We start from the raw sequence: 20,349 nt of genomic DNA on the forward strand, positions 1-20,349 counted from the left end.
ATTATTTTGATTAAATATCTTTCACATTATCATTGGGCATTCTGTCTATCAGCTTACTATAAGGATCTATACCTGCATTTACCGGCTTGCCTTTAACAATAACAGTTATGGTATGCTGGCCTTCTGTTAGTTTATATTTTTTAAGATACAGCGGGTTTGTCACGGATCGGCCTTCCTTATTATTAGTGTTGGCTGCAAACACGCCGATGTCAATATAATCGTCCATGTTTTTGGCTTGTACATCATTGCCCTTGTTATCTATCCAAACTTTATCAACATTTACTTGCAGGGTTACCTTATATTCATTTTTGTTACCTGTGGGTATAGCTTTAACTGCGGTCACCTTATTATCGTACAGTGTAATTTTTTGCCAGGTATCGGTTAAATAATATTGCAGCGAATCGGGCACATGTTTTTGCAGGTACCTGTACAGGTCATTGCTGCCTGCAAAGGGTGGCTTACTTTTAAATTGATATGCGTTTTTAAACTCACGCAGGGCAGCATTTAAACTGTCTTCACCCATCAGGTCTTTCAAAGTGTAAAGTACCAAACCGGCTTTGCCGCCCCATTCAAACCATTTATCGGCTTTTATCAGGGGATGTTCTTTTTCTTCCATGCGCCGCCGGATAAACGAGTAAAAGTCAATTTGATCTAACAAGATCCATTTCAGGTTGTCTTTTCCATATTTCTTTTCGGCCATCACAAGGGCACTGTAGGTGGCTAATCCTTCCGGGATTACCAATGATCCTACGGTACTATTAGGGGCTACTTGGTAACGCCACCATTGCTGGGCCAGTTCGCGTGTGGTATTAAAATAGCAAAAGTCAAACTGGTTGGGGTCTTTAAAATCGGCATTCCAGGCATAGTATTCTGCATAGGTATCCATGCTGCCCAATGAGGCATCATGAGGGCCATATACCGAGGTTTCTGCCAGGCGGATGTCTTTGAACGGATATGGTCCAAAAGCTGTTGAATAGTAACGGAGACCATCTTTATAAGCTGCCATAAACCGCCCTATATTGGCATTATGAGCCGGGTGATAATAGATATCGACATTAACTTTATGATCAAGCTGTACACTATCATGCAAGGCCAAAAACTTTGCCGATACAATAGCAAACGGGGCATACATACCCGGTTGCTTTTGTACATAATGATAATAATTCCTGCCGTTTTGCCGCCACTGTTTTTGCAGCTGGCCCGGCGCTATGGCGGTTTGCCCGGCCGATGTACTCACGGTAACATCCAGGCTGAAAAGGTTAGATGCTTTTCCTGATTTTAAGGTGCTGATGCCTGCAGGATCATTCTGTGCTATCTCCTCTTCGTGCTTTTCGGGCAGATGGTTTTTTTTACGAACATAATTGCTGTTTATCTCATCGTCATCATCATAACCTAATCCGGGTAGTCCGCCGTTAAAAAAAGCACCATTACGAAGCAGGTTTTTAGCAAACAAGCCATTTTCAAAACCTTTATGAATAACGCATGAATTGATTTCCAACACGGCCGAGTCGCCCGGTAACAATGGTTTTTGAAACTGGTATAAACGAAAGTCAGCGGTATCCTGCTTCGGTCTGAACCAATTGAACATACCCCGCTTGTATAGCAAAGGATAAGTGAATGGCACCGGCTTACCATTAGTTTTGATGGAATATTCAGTAAGCTCATCGCCATCCATCAGCAGTTTTACAATAGGCTTATCAGTTCTGTTAAAAATAGTAATAAAAGCCTTTACAAATTCCTGCTGCTTATCTGGAAAGATATCGGCGTTTATTACCATGCGGGTTACTTTGGGCAGCGGTAAAGCGGCATACTTTTTTAAGGATTTTTCATAAATGATCGCCCGTTGCTCATTTTCATCCTTGGTTAAAAAGTTATTTAAATAGCTTATGTTATAGTAATTATAAGCGCCAACGGCTAAAAATGCAGCTGCCAATATCCCGGTAAATATCTTTGTTTTGGCGTCAAACCGTTCGCTCAGCAACTGAAGCCTTTCTTTAAAAGAGCTGGTTACACCCCGATAATAAAATAAGGCCGAAACGATAATGAGTAAACCGGCAAAAAGCAACCAGTACAGGTTAAACCAGTATATCGGTTTCAGCATATGGCCCACCCCGTCCATATCCGAGATACCGTACCATGGCGTGTACGAATAGATAAGCAGGTTATAATTAAAGATGCCGGTTACATTTAAAAAAAATACCAGCACCCAAACGCTTACCCCTACTCCATGCGCTACAAATTTATTGTTAATAAGCACATGTACCAGGTACGAAAATATCACCATTTCCAGCAAGCGCGGCATCAGAATGGTGAACACAAAAATTAAATAAAAAGACAGGTTGTACTGGTGAAACCCTTTTACCGTTTGCACAAACAACCCGGTTATTAGGGGGACTAACGACAATCCGAATCCTAAAACAAGTAGCGCAAGCAGCCTGGAACCATTTAACACCCAGTTTGGCGGCGGTAGCGAGTCATTGATAAAAGCATACCTGGTGATCCTGTCGCGGTGAAGTGTTTCGCCGGTATAAAATATAATGATGAAGAAGATGAAGAACGGAAATACTTCATTAAATATACCCATCAGCATAATAGTACGAGGAAAATAGGATACTCCATATTCGTTATTACCCATCCAGAAAACAAAGCCAAGGAAACCCATGCCGCTCAATAAAATGATCCAGAAATAATTATCCCGGATGATATTGATCAGTTCTACTTTTGTGAGATTAAACAGGGTATTGCGGTTATAAGCACCTGCAAAGCTTACTTTCGGGTTTTGGACAAGGGCGCGTTTTACCTTTGACACCTCGTCATCAATAGCCGATTTGTCTCTTTTTCCGCTAAAAAACTTCTCAAAATTAAAGCGGATATAGGTAAACAATAAAATAGCCAATCCTATACCTGTCCACATGATCCGGTTAAACAAAAAGGCGCCTTCAACAGGAAACAGGGTGGTGTTTTTTTGGGTAGATGTAGTTGTGGCCGAAAGCAGGCGAACAGCATTGAGCCCAAAAGGATCGGCATTAATAATTACGGTAGCGTTATTGGTATGATTAAGGAAAAAGATGGAAAGAAAATAGCCCAAAAATAACAGGATGCCCCCGCTGTAGATCACCTTTACATTGCGGGTGAGGGCTACTAATCCAAAAAATAACGACGAAGTAAAAAACAGGTTGGGGAGCGCCATGATAAAAAACGGGTGCAGGTAATACACCAGGTTATTGGGGCCATATTCCCTGGGGTCTTTCCAGCCCATGGCCGGGCCAAGTTTGGTGCCTATGTATGCCCCTATAATAATGGAGCTTGCTATAAACAGCATAAATAAAAACGAACCAAAATATCTTCCCCAGAAATACCCGGCTTTTGTAATGGGGTAAGTGAGGTAATAGTCTTTGGTATTGTATTCAATATCGCGGTATAAAGCTACCCCCATAATAGACGAGCTTACCAGCATCATGAGCATGGTAATACCGGCGCACCAAAGCGTTATTACATAAGGCGCATTGATGTGTTCTTTTTCGCCCAATGGTAACGATCCGGTGGCAAAGGTCATTACGGTAAAAACCAGGGCGGCGGCAAAGTATAGGTACACCGCGGGCCTCCTGAGGCGATTTTGCACCTCGAAAACAAATATTTTCCAGAACATATTGTTGTGATTTAAAGAGGTTTAAATGGTATTTACATCCACACGGGTAGCAATATTGCTAAAATAAACATCCTCCAGGTTTGGGGTTACGGCTACAAAACCGTTACCCGGCTCTGTATCCTGTATTATCCGGACATGTAATTTACTGGTTTTTAGCTGGGTAGATATCACGGTAAAATCGTCCTGGTAAAATTTGAGGTCTTGCTTGCTGATGGCTTTACTATATATTTTACCCTCCATTTCGTTTACGGCGGTATCGGGCTGGCCCGCATATAACACCTCGCCCTGGCAAATAATGGCAAAGTTGGAGCACAGGGTACTTACATCCTCAACTATATGGGTAGATAGGATTACGATGGTGTTTTCGCCCAGCTGGCTCAGCAGGTTATAAAAGCGGTTCCGCTCGGCAGGGTCAAGGCCGGCGGTGGGTTCATCCACAATAATCAGTTTTGGGTTGCCAATCAGCGCCTGTGCAATACCAAAACGCTGTTTCATTCCGCCCGAATAAGTACCGAGGTGCTTTTTGCGGTCTTTTGAAAGGTTTACGTTTTCGAGCAAACTGCCTACAAGCTCCTTCCGCTCGGCTTTGTTGCCCACTCCCTTTAGCTGCGCAATGTGATCCAGCATCCGCTCGGCAGATATTTTAGGATATACGCCAAACTCCTGCGGCAGGTAGCCAAGCAATTGCCTTACCTGGGTTTTGTTTTTCAGCACATCAAGGTCATCCAGGTGAACGCTGCCTTTATCAGCCTCCTGCAAGGTAGCTATAGTGCGCATCAGGGATGATTTGCCCGCGCCGTTTGGCCCCAATAAGCCAAACATGCCGTTGGTTAACGTAAGGGATACATCCTTTAAGGCATGTACCCCATTTGCATAGGTTTTTGAAAGTGAATTGATAATTAATTTCATAAGAGTAAGTGGTTAGGTATTATTATTTGATCGGAATATTGTTTTTGGCCGCTCCATTCAGCACAAGGTGCGTACTATCGGCCAGGCTATAATGTAGGTTTTTTATCCGGGCCTGCTTTAAAATTAATTTGCTCCTGTTCATAATCTGCAGGTTGGCGTTTTCAAAACGGTTATCCTCTAAAACAGTAAGTATGGAGCCGCTTAAAGGGCTTTGTCCCACTGTCGCGTTTAATGAGCCTATGGTGTTATTGGCCAGTAAAATTTGGCTGCCATAGTTTTGAGTAATGGTTAAGCTATCCTGCTTAAAGCCCTCAATTAAAACATTACGCCCGTTCCAGCCTTCATTGGCTACTGTATCAATTTTTTTTTGATTTTTATCGGTAACAAAAGCGCTGGCGTTTACACTTTTTATTACCGGGCACGAAATAAGCAGCAGGTAAGCACTATGATTAAAATACTGCGAACCGTCAAAAGTTACATCTATTTGCAAACGCTCACCTGTTTGTTTAATAGTTGTATATCCACGGGCGTCCGGGTCCATTTTTACGCTAAACGGCCCCTGTACCAGTTTTACATTGGCTATTTGCGATGCATTAATATCAAGCGTATTAAAGTTTTTAAATTTAAGAGGGATGTAATAGGAATATACATCTTTATACCTGCCGGTATTAAATTCCTTTTTCAACAAATAATCATATCCCAGTATACACAGCACCAGGAACACTAAAGCAGCTATAAATATTTTTGAACTCGTCTTCATTTGTTTGGGTCTGTTTTTGGTTGATTAATGTCCGATATGTATTTTTCATACATCGCCTCTATATCCTTAATATCAATATCCAGCAGGTAAATATTCCTGAAAAAATCGGGCATTTGTTGCTGTATGAAACGCTCCTTACGGTAAGCTTTAACCTTTTGAGGCCCGTCGGCAGCTACAAACAATCCTAATCCCCTTTTATTGATCACTACTTCCTGCGCCTGCAGAAACTCGTACGACCGGATAACGGTGTTAGGGTTAACTTCCAGTTCAACGGCCAGGTCTCTTGTTGAGGGGATCTTTTGCTCTGGCAGCCACTTACCTAATAATATATTTTCGCTCACATAGGCTGCTATCTGCAGGTATATGGCATCCTTATCTTTAAACTCCATAATTGATCAGCATCATACCTGTGTTTCTTTTAAGCGGAAATAAGCAGCAATCCAAAAAATAAAGGCCATTCCAATAAATACTACCGCCCCTATCCACACAAAATTTGAAACATTAACAGAATACATGATTCCTTTTTCCATAAACCCTAAATTGGCAAAGGGCATTACCTGTATTAGATCCCTGTTCAGCAGCTGGCGCATCAGGATATTGTTACCAATGATCAAAATACCTATTGTTAAAAAAAACAATAGCGCTGTTTTTACAAAATGCATTTTTTTAAAATATATAGCACCGCAAAAAGCAACAGCGTGCAACAAACTATACAGGGTAAGCACCACAAAAAACACACTGGTACCTAAACCATTCACATTTTGAAACAGCTGGAATACCTCTTGCTGCTCCCCCGGAAAATGCCTGATATTCAATAAAAACAACATCACCAGGTAAAAGGCGGCAATAACCAATACCAGGAATACCACGAAAGAATAAAGCCAGGCCACCAGGTATTTTTCAAAATGTGAGGCAGGCAGCGTTAGGCTTACTATGGCTTTTTCATTATTGCTTATATCGGCAAATATGGTACTGGTAAATACCGTGCCTCCAAACAATATCACCCATATCAGCAGCAATAACTGCAGGTTTACTTCCATACGTACGTCCATCAGGAAAACCATAAAGGTGCCGCCAAGTATCAATACCCCCATCAGCACCATTAGCGACATGAGGTAGCCTTTATAATGCTCTGTAGTGAATTTCATAAACAGCATACCAAAACGCTTAAGTTTAAAAGTATTATTCATTGCCTGGTGCTTTTAAGGTTTGTAAAACAGGTTGATTACCACTGATGATGGCATTAAAAAGTATTTCCAAATCTACTTTGCTGTAATCGCCGGTGGTATTTTTGAGGATGGCATTTTTACCGCGTGGCCCGTTTTCCTGGTACAAAACTGGTAGCCCCTCTGTATCATGAAAACTACCGAAGGTTATTTTTTCAACCACATCATCAACAGACTGGTTGATCAGGATCTCGCCGTTATGTAAAATAAGCAAGGTATCTATCAGGCTATCGAGGTCGCGCACCTGGTGGGTGGATATTACAATACAACGCTCTTCTGTTAATACCGAAGCGATGAGTTTTCTGAACTGGATTTTGGATGGGATATCCAGCCCGTTGGTAGGCTCATCCATAATGATAAGACTGGTGTTGGTAGCCAGGCCAAAAGCTATCATAGCCTTTTTACGCTGCCCATAGGATTGCTTATCCATAACAGCATCAATATCCACATCCAAAACGTTTAAATATTGATAAAAATCGGCTTTGCTAAAGTTGGGATAAAAATATGCCGTGTTGGCCACAAACTGGGCAGGAGTAAGATCGGGCACAAACAGCTCCTCGGCCAGGAAATAAATATCTTCTAACACGGTAACCGGTCTGCCCGAAACGTTGATACCATTAAACAGGCAGCTGCCCTTCACCGGGAAAGCAAGGCCCGCTATATTTTTTAACAAGGTTGATTTACCTGCCCCGTTTTTTCCTAACAGGCCATAAATGTGGCCCTTAGCCAGCCTAAGGTTAAGCCCCTTAAAAAGCGGCTTGCCTTTTTGATAACCGAAATGAAGATTTTGAATTTCTATCATAAACAAGTGCTATAGTTAGATAGTGCACTACAAATGTACGTAACTTTATTTTTAAATTCCAAATGATTGGTAAATTTTTTTATGGGCGGTATTAACCAACCTGCAAACCGGGCCGGTTGATAATAGCTACCAGACATGGGCAGAAGGAAAGAGTGGGAAATTAATCAAAAAAGACATCTGCAATAACCTGATGCTGCGCTATTGCCATAAGCCCGCCAATAATGCCCAGGTTGATTCTGATAATTTTCGGCAGTTTATGAAAAAAGATTTATGGGGGATTATCATGGCTTAAAACAGGTGTGCAGGTGTTCCACCGGGATCAATCTGATAAGAATTCAATTGCTCTATTTTGACAGACTGGCGTAACTTGTCGATATAAAATGCAAGGGACCTAAACGGTAGGGAGATTTTTATAAAAGGGGTCCTCGTGCTTATTTTCCTGCCAGGTAAATTCAATTTGATTGGCTACGTCACGGGCAAATTCCAATCCTTTCAAATCGGCTAAAAATCCAAGCGTCATATCCATCCCGGCGCTTACGCCCGATGATGTGTAGTATTTATCATCTGTGGTCCACCGGGCTTTTTTTATCCAGTTTACGTTTGGTCCCTGTGCCATAGCCCAGTTTAAGGCCCTTTTATTTGAGGTGGCCTGCCTGCCATCTAACAACCCGGTTTTTGCCAATAAGGCACTCCCGGTACAAACAGTGAGCACAAAATTACTCGCCTGCGAAATTTGTTTTATGGTTTCGATAAATAAAGGGTTATCAACTTCCTTCCTTGTTCCGTACCCGCCCGGGATAAGGAAAATATCTGTGCCGTTTTTAATGCTATTAATGTTCTGGCTGTCCACGGCCACACCATGATTGTTTTTTACCATCCCGCCCGTTAGCGAATAAAATTCGACGTCGAAGTGGTCTTTTAGTCTGCCAAATAGCTCAACCGGACCAAACACATCAAGTGTTTCAAAATCTTCAAAAAGCAGTACTGCTACTATCATGGAGCCAATTTAATATCTCTTCATCAAAAACAGCCACAATTTATTTACTGATATATGGTTTATGAGATATTGAAGCCTTATTCATGGTTTGCTGTACCTTAAACAAGCGGGTAGCCATTTCAAAACGTTCTTTATAGCTTCGCTTTAAACCTTCTTTTAAAAGGGCTAATTCGGTTTCGTTAAATATTTGCTTCGCTTTTTCCATTTATTAGCTTTACCATATCAAATTTACATTTTTTCACACAATACTATATCCCAAACGCAAAAAGCCCTCCCGGCTTAACCGGGGAGGGCTCATAATATAACCTGCGTTTGCAGGATAATTTGCTATTAATATAAAGTAAACTCAACCCTGCGGTTGGCCTGGCGGCCGGCAGCAGTTTTGTTGGTGGCAATTGGCTGTGTTTCGCCATAACCGGTAGCTTCAATACGTGATGCATTTGCACCTTTACTTACCAGGTAAGCTTTGATTGATTCGGCACGATCTTTTGATAAACGCATGTTCAACTCGTCTGATCCTGTGTTATCTGTATGTCCGGCTAACTTCAGGCTGAAGTTTTTGTCAACCAATAATTGGGCAACCCTATCAAGGCTTGGCAATGAGTGAGCACGGATGGTAGCTTTACCCAAATCAAATTCAAGATTTTTGATTGCATCCTTAACAACTTTTTTATCTTCTTCGGTAACGTAAACAACCGGTTTTGCAAGCGGGCAGCCAGAACCATCTACCTTTGTGCCGGCAGGTGTATTGGGACATTTGTCGTTTACATCCACCACGCCGTCGCCGTCGCTATCAGTAGTTAATTTAGCAAGGTTTGCGTTTGTAGTGTTCAGGTCATTTCTTAATTCGTCGTTTTTAGCTTTTTCTGCATCAATTTGTTTTTGCAAAGCAGTTTTGGTTTGTTCATTTTCCCATAAGTACTCGGTGCGCATAGATGATACCGGGTTATGGGTTGCCATTTGCGGTTTCTTTTTACTACCCAAAGCAAACTCTAAACCAATGTGGGCATACGAGAATCTGTCATTCGTAGTTCCATATTTGTAGCCATCAAAATTATCAGAATTTACAAAGTTAACCTGGTAACCTAAATCAAGATTTATACCCGGTGCAAGGTCGAATTTTAAGCCAAGACCTACCGGAATAAACACCTCGTTAATTGAGCCGTTGCCAGTAGTTTTATAATTAGTTTGCTGACCACCTGCCGGGGTAATTTTAGGTGTATAATTCATGTTTCCGGCACCTACTGTTAAATACGGCTGAATAAATGGTTTTTCATGACGCCAGTTAATATTGGCCAATGTAATATTGGCACTTAAACTTGCCGACCAGTTAATGTTAGTTTCGTACTGTGAGTAAGTAGCATCGCCCAGTGCATTAGGCTGGCCGCTGGTACCTTTAACTTTACCGCGCAGGAAATCGGCCTGCAGGCCAAAAGAGGGCAATATTTGTTTTTTAATATAAGCGCCATAACCTATTTGCTCCTGCGGATGGCTAAAATCCTGCCTGTTGTTACTACCAAAAATGGTAAATGGGGTTAATAATCCGCCATTAACACCTATTGACCAGGTACGCAACTGATCGCCACCTGAAAAGGGCTTAACATAGTCTTTTGCAGCTGAAGTATCGGGAGTTTGTGCGAATAATCTACCGCCTACCATAATTCCCGTAAGGAGTAGTGTGGCTTTTTTTAAATTTGTTTTCATATATTACGTTTAATTACAAGTTTACTTTTCAGTAAATCATAACAACATGTTTTCAATAGTAATGCCGTGGGAAATTATTCCGGATCTCCGGGATATATTAATCACCTAAATCACAACAAACCAAACAATTGACTAAGTCGGTAAAAATTTATTTAACTTTTTGTACAAAAGGGTTAATGGGTCAAAAACAGTACAATTCTGTATCATGGGTAATACTAAATGAGCCTAATAACTGTTTAATCCTTAAAGAACCTAATTAATAATAACCACGCACACAATCCATTATAATTTTACTGTTTCGGCAGTATTTTAAACTACGTTCCATGCCCAGGTTGTTTTATTACTGTAAACTAATTATTTGCACCTTATTTTTAATTTGCACTATAATTCCGTTTGGGTATGCACAAAACGAAAATCTTAAGTTTTTGCATATAGGGACTTCCGAAGGCCTGTCACAGATCAATGTCAACCGCATTTTCCAGGATAGCCGGGGATTTATGTGGATAGCAACCCGCAATGGTTTAAACCGGTACGATGGTTACCGCTTTATAACTTACAGGTACAATGATAAAGACAGCACATCCTTAAGCCACAACACAATAACCGATATTGCCGAAGATAACAATGGCAATATGTGGCTCGCTACATCAAGCGGCTTAAACATGTACCAAAGAAGCACCGGCCGCTTTACCAGGTATTTACATAACGATCAAAACCCTAAAAGCCTCAGCAATAACATTATTAACCGGATACTTTTTGATAATGGCAGCTTGTGGATAGCCACCCAAAACGGCGGGCTCGACCATTATGACCTGAAACATAATACATTTGAACATCATCAGCATTCAGATAAAGATGCCGGCAGCATTGGCGACAATAACGTGCGTACCGTTTATAAAGATTCTCAACACAATTTATGGGTAGGAACCGGGAATGGGGGATTAAACCTTTATAACAGTAAAAGCAATACATTTTCAAAATTCCTGTACTACAACCCGGTAACAAAAACAACCCAGGGCAAAACCGTTGTGTGCATTTTTGAGGATAAATTTCATAAGCTATGGTTAGGTACACAGGTTGACGGCCTTTTTTTGTTTGACCGTACTACTAAAACGTTTAAGGCTTTTCAGCATGACAAGAATGATGCAAGCAGTATTTCAACCAATACCGTTTACAGCTTAAATAACGATGAGGAAGGAAACCTATGGGTTGGCACCGAAAATGGCGGTTTATGTGTTTTAAATAGAGGGTCGGATAAATTCAGGATCTATCAACATGATGAAGTTGATAATAACAGTATCAACGGTAATTCGGTATATGCTATTTGCAAAGACCGCTCGGGAAATATGTGGGTTGGCACGTTTGGCGGTGGTATTAATCTATCAAAAAAAACCTCTGCAAGCTTCAACTTGTACCGGCACAACAGCCGCCAGGAAAGCCTATCCAATAATTATGTACTTGATTTGGCCGAAGACAAAGATCATAAAATATGGATAGGAACCGACGGAGGTGGTTTAAACAAATTTGACCCCGTTAATAATACATTTACCAGTTACAAAAAACAACCTGATGGTAAAAACAGTATTACAGGCAATTATGTGCTTACTGTAAAACCCGACTACGAAGGCAAACTATGGATAGGCACCTGGGCAGATGGCTTAAGCATATTTGACCCTAAAACCCAGATTTTCACCAATTTTAAGTATGATCCGGCCAAGCCGCAGGGAATTGGCGGTAACAATATTTATTACCTTTTACATACCCGCGATAAAAAGACATGGCTAAGCACTTTTAGGGACGGGCTGGATTGTTATGATGAAAAAACAAAAATATTTACCCATTATAAGTTTAATGCTAATGACCCTAAAAGTTTAAGCAGCGACAGGCCTTACGTAATGTTTGAAGATAGCAAAAACAACCTCTGGATTGGAACATCTGACGGTGGTTTAGACTTGCTTGATCGCAAAACCGGGACCTTTAAGCGCTTTATGCATGATGAAAAAACAAACAGCATCAGTAATGACGGGATAGCTGATATTTGGGAAGATACAAAGGGCAGGCTATGGCTGGCTACACTATCTGGCCTTGATCTTTTTGATCCGGTAAAAAATCATTTCACAACTTTTACAAAAAAGGACGGTCTGCCCAGTGACATTATTTATGCTATAAGAGAAGACGATGCCGGCAAACTCTGGATAAGCAGCAATGGAGGGGTATCAAAGTTAGATCCTGAAAATAAAACTTTTTACAATTACACCGTTGAGGATGGCCTGCAAGGCGATGAATATAAACCGCATTCGGCACTAAAAGCGCATGACGGGAAGATCTATTTTGGCGGTATTAACGGGTTTAATGAATTTACTCCCAAAAACGTATTAAAACAGCCTGGGTTTGCACCATTAGTTATTACGTCCTTTTTGCTATTTAATAAACCGCTCACCATTGCCGCGAGCCCGCTGGACCCATCACCTTTAAAAAATGATATAGCTGATACCCGGAAACTTACACTCTCCTATAAACAATCTGTTTTTTCTTTTGAGTTTGCCGCATTGGATTATGCATTGGCCGACAGAAAACAATATGCTTATTATTTAGATGGCTTTGATAAAGAGTGGAATTATATAGGCAGCCATAATTCGGCCTTATATACCAATCTTTCGCCGGGCACCTACCATGTATGGTTAAAATACAGGAATAGCCAGGGTTTTTGGTCGCCGGTAACCACACCGCTGCAAATTACCATTGTGCCCCCGTTTTGGTTAACCTGGTGGTTTGTGTTGCTGGTTGTTTTATTGGTTGTGGCTGCTATTTATGGCCTGTTTAAATACCGGATGCGTACTATAAGGCGGCAAAAAGAACAGCTTGAACTGTTGGTGAAAGAACGTACAGAAAATATTACCCAGCTCACTATTGAAGAAAGAAGATCGCGGGAAGCGGCAGAAAAAGCGCGTGAGGAAGCCGAAAATGCCAACATGGCCAAAAGCATATTTTTGGCCACCATGAGCCATGAAATTCGCACACCGATGAACGGGGTTATAGGTATGGCTACGTTATTGGCCAATACCGATCTTACAGAAGAGCAGGCTGAGTATACCGAAACCATTAAACACTCTGGCGATGCGCTGCTAACGGTGATCAATGATATTCTTGATTTTTCCAAGATCGAATCGGGTAATATGGAGCTGGAAGAGCATGATTTTAATATAAGGGATTGCGTGGAAAGTGTTCTTGATCTTTTTGCCGAAAAAGCATCAAAACTTAATATCGACCTTATTTACCAGATAGAACCCGGCGTACCTGAGCACATCATTGCCGATTCGATGCGCTTACGACAGATTTTAATAAATTTGGTAGGTAATGCCATAAAGTTTACCCACAAGGGCGAAATATTTATTGGTGTAAAACAAAAAGCTTTAAACAATGGTGAACTCGACTTGTTGTTCACCGTTCGCGACACAGGGATTGGCATCCCCGAAGATAAACTATCCCGGCTTTTTAAAGCATTTTCACAGGTAGACTCCAGCACAACCCGCAAATATGGCGGTACCGGCCTTGGTTTGGTTATCAGCGAAAAACTAATTTATTTAATGGGCGGCGAAATTAAGGTAGCGAGTGAGGTAGGTGCCGGTACATCTTTTAGTTTTAATATTAAAACAAGGGTTGGTATAAAAACCGCTCCAGCCCATGTTAATCTGGATGTAGCGGGACTGGAAAATAAACAAATATTAGTTGTTGATGATAACGCTACCAACCGCAGCATCATGGAAACCCAGCTAAGGCATTGGAAATTTATCCCCCTGGTTGCCCAATCTGGCGCCGAGGCCTTAACAATTTTATCTGCTAACAAGCAGGTTGAACTGGTGATTACCGATATGAATATGCCCAAAATGGATGGTGCCGACCTGGCTCGTAAAATAAAAGCCATTTACCCGTTGATGCCGCTTATTTTACTTAGTTCGGTTGATAGGCAAAGCAAACGTGAGCCTAACTTGTTTAATGCAATACTTACAAAGCCCGCAAAGCATAGTGTTTTGTTGAAACATATTATCGACCAGTTAAAAAACGATAAAAACAGCCTTACAGAACATAAATTTAAAAAAGAGCATTTATCAGCGGACCTGGCAACCCAGTACCCTTTAAACATTTTGATTGCCGAGGATAATTTGATCAATCAAAAAGTAGCCAAACAAATTCTTCAAAAAATGGGGTATCAGCCAGATATTGTCATAAACGGCCTCCAGGTTTTGGACGCAGTGGCAGTAAAGAAGTATGATATCATCCTGATGGACATGCAAATGCCCGAAATGGATGGCCTGGAAGCTACCCGTTGCATCAGGAAACAACTAACCGGCCAGCCAATTATTGTTGCCATGACCGCCAATGCTATGGTTGAAGACAAAGACAGCTGCTTACAGGCAGGCATGGACGATTACATGAGCAAACCCATGAAACTTACCGAGATCATAAGCATTCTGGAAAAATATGGGAAGCGGGTTAATGCCCAGGTATAGGAAAGACATTCCGCGGGAATAACTAATTCTTATTCATAATGATGATAATTTGAGCGGCATAGGAATTGATTTTTAATAACAATTTTTGAGTTAGGGTGTCTCCTTAAAGATGTCTCGTATAATTGTTGAAGCCTGTTCTACGCTTATTTTCTTTTTAATAAGATCTTTAAGATCGGTAACTGCACCGCCGGTCATTTCGTAGTTTTTTTCTTTACATAAGGTATAAAAGTTGAAATACAGCTCCTTTGCTTTTTCATAGTCGCCCTTACATAAAGTGGCCAAGGCAATGTTAAACATTGCGTAAGTAGCTTTTTCATTATATTTAAGAGCCTTGTATGAAAACTTAATGCAGTCGTCAAATTTTCCCACACAATAGTATCCCCAACCAAGATTACCTAAAGCAGTATCATAGGTACTATCAATACTAATGGCTTTTTTACAAGCCTCGATACCCAATTCATACTTACCAATTTTGTTATAACATAAATCGAGGCTAACATATGCGTACTTATAATCGGGGTCAATGCGCAATGCCTTTTGGTGATAATAGACAGATTTATCATATTGTTCTTTTTTGTAATAGCAATCACCAATCCTTTCATTCAGGTAAGCGTTCTTCTTTTTAAGGTTCGCCGCTTTTTCAAAATCCGCCAGCGCGGTATCAACCTTCTCCCAATAATAATAGGCGTCGCCCCTATCTTCATAATTATCGGCATTATCTGGCTGTAATTTAATGGCCTGCGTATACCATTCAACGGCGGTAGGGTAATCATCATTTGCATAATATATATCCCCTTTAAGATTATAGCCATCACCATCATCGGGGTATTGCCTGTTATTTAGGTTAGCATAATATAAAGCACTATCGGGCATATCAATTGCCTTATAACAACGGGCCAGGTAGTAATTTGTGAAAAGGTATTGCGGCTTTAATTTTTCTATTCTTCTATAAACATAAGCTGCGTCCCGGTATTTATCAAGATCATACAGGGCCGAACTTTTATTATAAAACGCATCTACATAATTAGGAAAAAGTTTAATCGCCTCTTCTTCAATAGTTATCTCCTTTTCGGGTTGCCGCATACGTCCGTAACACTGTCCTTTTAAGTTATAGGCAAAAGCGTAGGTGGGCGATATCACAAGTGCTTTATCACAATAACTAATACTTTCTGCGTATTTTCCCCTGTCGTAAAGTAACTGTGCTTTTAGTATATTATATGCAAGCAATTCCGGCTGTTGTTTAAGCAAATCATTAAGCAAAGTTTCAAGTTTTCCCTCATGATCTTCATTGGATTGCACTAACACCCTTAACCTCTTTACAAATAGCGTGTTTGGAGCCGATTTAAAATATACTGCCATATTCAGCGGCGTAGGGCCGCTCTTTTCAGTGAATACTATCCTGAAAAATTGTTGCCCCAGTTTTTTTTCTCCGGGCAATAGCTTACCATTATCCAATAACTCCGCAATGTTATAAAGCTCCTGTTCTACAAAATTAGTTACACGTTCTATTTTTATAAGTGTCCTTGCCTTCTGTAATCCCGAAAAGATAAGATGTACTCCCTTGTCAATGCTGTCTGCACGTATTGCTAAGGCCCCTTCATCAATATCGTTTATAAAACCAAACTGGTTAAAATTTGCGGTACTGGTTACGGTTCCAATTTTTCTTGACGTGGTATCTAAGGGCATTGCAACACTTGATCTCAAAAATGAAAACAAGACAAATAAGAGTAATAAGATTCGGAAATGATAAGGCATCCGGTAAATATAATAAGTGAAAATGAAGTGTTAAAATTAATATTGCTACTATTTACCGTATTGCCGGCATTTTTCACATCAAAACTCAGCCGTTGTTTAAATATATTTTTTATCATAATTAATTCATCCTCCCAAAAACGCACAATCTTTTGCCCTATATTGAATCTCCGGATCGTCATAGCGTTTTAATTCAATAAATTTGTAAAAAATAACCGCTATGGCCTTACCTAACATCTTCACCAAACCAGTTGCTGATGGTATTATTCAAAGAATTAATAACCTCAAGCCAACAACCACTCCGCAATGGGGAAAAATGACCGTAGCACAAATGCTGGCGCATTGCTGTGTATCCTACGAGATGACTTATGAAGATAAGCACCCCAAACCCAATGGGTTTATGAAGCTTATACTTAAACTGCTTGTAAAAAATAAGGTAGTAAGCGAAATACCCTATAAACATAATGGCCCTACCGCCCCGGCATTTATCATCACAACCGAAAAAGATTTTGAAACAGAAAAAGACCGGCTGATAGCTTACATCAAAAAAACACAGCAACTGGGCGAAAAAGAATTCGATGGCCGGATGTCGCACTCTTTTGGGCCTTTAAGTAGAACAGAATGGAACAATATGTTTTATAAACACCTTGACCATCACCTTAGCCAGTTTGGATATTAATCGTTTCAAGCCGATAAAAACACAAAGTTTTCTAAGCTCCGTTGGGAGCTCAAAACGGGCACTTTTAATACACCGTTGATGTACCGTTGATACATCCTCATATCACCCTTTTTGGCACCTTTCACACACTTTCGAATACCTTATGGCACCCGCCCAACAATTATTAATACACTAATAATAAGTAAGTTATAACACTATAACGAATTTTAGTCTTCTTTATTCTAAACCAAACAGGGCAATTATCTTATAGAGGTAATTGCCCTGTTTGCTTACATACAAATTTACAAAAAATTCAAAAAACAAACAAGCAAAAAATCCATTTCACACCCTAATTTCCATAAAAGCAAACCAGGGGGTTTCGGTTTAATTGCAGCCAAATACTATAAGTTTAGCCGGTAAGGCAACCCCATGAATATGGCAAACGTATTTTATGTAGATACCTCTTAATTATAATGAGGTTATAACGATAACATTAAAAAATAAATCTCTATGAAAAAGATCACCTTCCCCCTGATTGCATTGTTTATAATCAGCATTTCGGCATTTGCTATTACGCTAACTACCTACAAAGTTAAAACTCCCTACGAAGTAAAATTTTCGGGTGGTAAGATCCATGGCATATTTGAAACACTAAGGGCCAATATCCAGTTTGACAAGACTAACCCCGAGCAATCAAAAATTTCTGCGAGTATTGATGCTGAAAGCCTTGCAACCGGTTTTTTTCTAAAAAACAGCCACGCCAGGGCCGCGATAGATGCTGATACTTATCCAACCATTACATTTGTATCTACCTCGGTTACTAAAAGTGGCAGTGCTTTCCAGGCTACCGGTAATCTGAAGCTGAAAGGTGTTACAAAACCAGTCACCATCCATTTCACATTTGATGAAAAAGGCAATGAGGGTGTTTTTAAAGGCAGCTTTAAAATAGCACCCAAAGAATTTACCATCACCCGCAGTGGTACGCCCGATGAACTTACCATTAGCCTTACTGTGCCGGTTACCAAAGCCTGATCTTAACCTTAGATAAAATACTGTAAAAGAGCTTATGAGCGATAAAAAAAGGGCAAATGATGCAATGATCATTTGCCCTTTTTAAGTTTAACTCGATATTGTTTTGGCATTGTGGAGGGCTTCCCACGCTGCGCTTATCATCACGTGTTTGTAAATTACTGATTATCAGGACTATTTTTTAATATAATTTATGTCATTGCGAGGCACCACCAGCCGAGCTGGGAAAAAACAGTAATGACATGTATGGATACCACAATCACCTCGTGATCGTCATTGCGAGGAGGTACGACGAAGATAACCGACCGCAGGGAGCTCATGAATACCTATAAAAACAAAAACACAACATAAATAATCCCCAAAATGCAGATCGGATTTGCACAGCTACTCTGTAAATCGGGGATTGCTTCGTTCCTCGCAATGACGGGTAAGAGGTTTACGTGTAAAAAAAATACACACTGATAATCAATAATTTACAATCCATGTCATTGCAAGAAACGAAGCAATCGCATACTAGTTTATCCATTTTAAAACAGCTTCTCATATTTAAAAAAACCTATAAATTAAAAAAGGGCAAATGATACAATGATCATTTGCCCTTTTTAAGTTTAAAAGGATTTGTTTTATAATCCAATACCATAAGCTAAGCGCAGGCCAACCAAACCTGTATGATAATCTTTCATATAAAAGTCTTCGTACCTAACACCAATATCCCAGTGTTTGGTGGCATACCCTACTCCTCCGGAGAGGTCACGCCTGTGAAATGGCGCCCAGCCCTGGCCATCTTCTAATTTTTCCCACGCAAGTCCGCCTTCTGCAGCAACATATATGTTTGGCATAAAAAATTCCTTTACACCAATTTTAATTGGGATCTCCCCGTAGCTGCCGTACCTTTTATTGGTGGCCGGGTTTATTTTAGGGAAAAAGTGATAGCCACCGGTTGTAAATGTAAGGGCAAAATTGTTGCTAACACCATATTGCAAACGGCCGGTAGCGCCTAAGGTAAAAGTTGAGCCTAAACGTGAAACACCTGTAGGTATACCAACTTCGGCACCTAAACCTAAATTAAATTGGTTTTTGGCCGTAGTTTGCGCTTTTAAATTTGTTGTAAAAAATATAGCTGAAGCAATGAATGAAACAGCTATTAATTTTGATGTAAATTTCATTTGTGTGGTTTTAGTAATTAATCGTTTATAGATATTACAGTCTCTTTCACAAATACGTTGCCTCTGGTATCAATTTTTTTTTATCCGCATTACAGCCGGTGGCGGGCATTGCATAAAATAAGTATTAACAAAACATTAAAAAAAGGCATATACCACTTAGCTGCAGGAAAAGTTTACCTGAATTATAAAACTTAACATCACAATAAGCTAATAATTAAAGAACATTAGACAGGTATCTTCGGGCAAACAAAAAAATGATCGATGCGAACAGCAATTTTTTGCCCTAAGCACCTTAAATTCTTGTTCCTCATTCTGCTGATCCACCTCGGTTGTAACTCCTACTCTCAAAATTTAACGCTTGCAAACGGCTTCGCCCATAATGATTACTGGCATAAACGGCCTTTGTATGATGCCCTGGACAACGGATTTACCCATATTGAAGCTGATATATATTTAAGAAGGAACAAACTTATTGTAGCGCACATCCTACCCTTTTTTAAAAAGCAAAAAACACTGGAGCGCCTTTATTTTAAACCACTGCTGGAATGCATTGAGGGTAACAATAAAGAAATTAAATGCCCGGCCTACCCGCTTACATTAATGATCGACATAAAATCGGATGCCGGCAAAACTTACCAGGCGCTTGAAATTCTACTTAAAAAATACCGGTCAATATTATCAGGATATGATAACGGGGTTTATACGCAAAGGCAGGTAACCATAGTTATTACCGGTCATAAACCCTATGAAATAATTAAATCTCAACAAAACCGGCTGGTATTTATTGATGAGGACCTGATGCAGTTAAAGCAGGATACCATTTCAAAAAATTTATATCAAACTGCAAGCTGCAAGTATTCCAGCGTATTGAAATGGGATGGTAAAGGCAGCTTTTCCATAATTGAAAAACAACGCCTTTGCAATTTGGTGCATTTGGCACACAAATTTGGTAAAAAGGTAAGGCTCTGGGCCTCACCCGAAAATGAAGCCGTATGGAAGGAGCTTTTGGATTCTGGTGTAGACCTCATTAACACCGATAAACTGGTCGAGCTTAAAAACTTCCTGCTTGCCGGTCCTAAAAGCTATGCCAATGTTGATTAATGCTCAATTGTTAAAAAAAATACTCACCTAAGTTATCTCTTAATAATTTGATAACGCTGGCTTCTCTTTATTTAAAACTGGCCGG

Annotated in this window: 15 protein-coding genes; 4 read left to right on the forward strand and 11 right to left on the reverse strand. The window is 40.2% G+C overall.

Annotated elements, in window-relative coordinates; translation table 11 throughout:
* Nucleotides 1-10: 10 nt before the first annotated feature.
* The 9 genes from AC1DO4_RS12080 to AC1DO4_RS12120 form a co-directional block, all read right to left on the reverse strand.
* Nucleotides 11-3,649 carry an ABC transporter permease/M1 family aminopeptidase gene (locus AC1DO4_RS12080; RefSeq protein WP_477416061.1) on the reverse strand — a complete coding sequence of 1,213 codons (3,639 nt, stop codon included), beginning with the start codon at nt 3,647-3,649 and terminating at the stop codon, nt 11-13.
* 21 nt (nt 3,650-3,670) lie between these two features.
* A complete protein-coding gene (locus AC1DO4_RS12085; protein WP_477416063.1) occupies nt 3,671-4,558 on the reverse strand; it encodes an ABC transporter ATP-binding protein in 888 nt (295 codons plus the stop codon).
* A 22-nt stretch (nt 4,559-4,580) separates the two neighbouring features.
* Nucleotides 4,581-5,318 carry a hypothetical protein gene (locus tag AC1DO4_RS12090; RefSeq protein WP_477416065.1) on the reverse strand — a complete coding sequence of 246 codons (738 nt, stop codon included), beginning with the start codon at nt 5,316-5,318 and terminating at the stop codon, nt 4,581-4,583.
* The gene (locus tag AC1DO4_RS12095) at nt 5,315-5,707 is read right to left on the reverse strand and encodes a GntR family transcriptional regulator (RefSeq protein ID WP_477416067.1); all 393 of its coding nucleotides are present in this window, start codon (nt 5,705-5,707) and stop codon (nt 5,315-5,317) included. Before AC1DO4_RS12095 ends, AC1DO4_RS12090 begins: the two co-directional genes overlap by 4 nt.
* 12 nt (nt 5,708-5,719) lie before the next feature.
* Entirely contained in the window at nt 5,720-6,508 is a 789-nt protein-coding gene (locus AC1DO4_RS12100) for a hypothetical protein (RefSeq protein ID WP_477416069.1), read from the reverse strand.
* The gene (locus AC1DO4_RS12105; protein ID WP_477416071.1) at nt 6,501-7,346 is read right to left on the reverse strand and encodes an ABC transporter ATP-binding protein; all 846 of its coding nucleotides are present in this window, start codon (nt 7,344-7,346) and stop codon (nt 6,501-6,503) included. The genes AC1DO4_RS12100 and AC1DO4_RS12105 overlap by 8 nt, the downstream gene beginning before the upstream one ends.
* Nucleotides 7,347-7,737: 391 nt before the next feature.
* Nucleotides 7,738-8,343 (reverse strand): DJ-1/PfpI family protein, encoded by a 606-nt coding sequence (locus AC1DO4_RS12110; RefSeq protein ID WP_477416073.1) that lies wholly within the window; start codon nt 8,341-8,343, stop codon nt 7,738-7,740.
* Nucleotides 8,344-8,383: 40 nt separating this feature from the next.
* Nucleotides 8,384-8,548, reverse strand: coding sequence for a hypothetical protein (locus tag AC1DO4_RS12115; protein ID WP_477416075.1), 165 nt, complete (start codon nt 8,546-8,548; stop codon nt 8,384-8,386).
* A gap of 125 nt (nt 8,549-8,673) precedes the next feature.
* The gene (locus AC1DO4_RS12120) at nt 8,674-10,047 is read right to left on the reverse strand and encodes an OmpA family protein (RefSeq protein WP_477416077.1); all 1,374 of its coding nucleotides are present in this window, start codon (nt 10,045-10,047) and stop codon (nt 8,674-8,676) included.
* 425 nt (nt 10,048-10,472) lie between these two features.
* Between AC1DO4_RS12120 and AC1DO4_RS12125 the strand changes: the two genes are divergently transcribed.
* The gene (locus AC1DO4_RS12125; protein WP_477416079.1) at nt 10,473-14,558 is read left to right on the forward strand and encodes a hybrid sensor histidine kinase/response regulator; all 4,086 of its coding nucleotides are present in this window, start codon (nt 10,473-10,475) and stop codon (nt 14,556-14,558) included.
* A 90-nt stretch (nt 14,559-14,648) separates the two neighbouring features.
* On the opposite strand, the gene AC1DO4_RS12130 is transcribed toward AC1DO4_RS12125, so the two are convergent.
* Entirely contained in the window at nt 14,649-16,244 is a 1,596-nt protein-coding gene (locus AC1DO4_RS12130) for a tetratricopeptide repeat protein (RefSeq protein ID WP_477416081.1), read from the reverse strand.
* A 286-nt stretch (nt 16,245-16,530) separates the two neighbouring features.
* Here AC1DO4_RS12130 and AC1DO4_RS12135 point away from each other — a divergent pair, with 286 nt between their 5' ends.
* Together AC1DO4_RS12135 and AC1DO4_RS12140 are read left to right on the forward strand one after the other, a co-directional pair.
* Nucleotides 16,531-16,989: a DUF1569 domain-containing protein gene (locus tag AC1DO4_RS12135; RefSeq protein WP_477416083.1), complete on the forward strand. Its 459-nt coding sequence runs from the start codon at nt 16,531-16,533 to the stop codon at nt 16,987-16,989.
* Between the two features lie 489 nt (nt 16,990-17,478).
* Nucleotides 17,479-18,000: a YceI family protein gene (locus AC1DO4_RS12140; protein ID WP_477416085.1), complete on the forward strand. Its 522-nt coding sequence runs from the start codon at nt 17,479-17,481 to the stop codon at nt 17,998-18,000.
* A 620-nt stretch (nt 18,001-18,620) separates the two neighbouring features.
* Here AC1DO4_RS12140 and AC1DO4_RS12145 read toward each other — a convergent pair.
* Entirely contained in the window at nt 18,621-19,163 is a 543-nt protein-coding gene (locus AC1DO4_RS12145) for a hypothetical protein (RefSeq protein WP_477416087.1), read from the reverse strand.
* Nucleotides 19,164-19,424: 261 nt separating this feature from the next.
* Between AC1DO4_RS12145 and AC1DO4_RS12150 the strand changes: the two genes are divergently transcribed.
* On the forward strand, nt 19,425-20,264 hold the full coding sequence (locus tag AC1DO4_RS12150; protein ID WP_477416089.1) for a phosphatidylinositol-specific phospholipase C/glycerophosphodiester phosphodiesterase family protein: 840 nt from the start codon (nt 19,425-19,427) through the stop codon (nt 20,262-20,264).
* The last annotated feature ends 85 nt before the right edge of the window (nt 20,265-20,349 follow it).

The organism is Mucilaginibacter sp. P5_A6 (assembly GCF_056400585.1).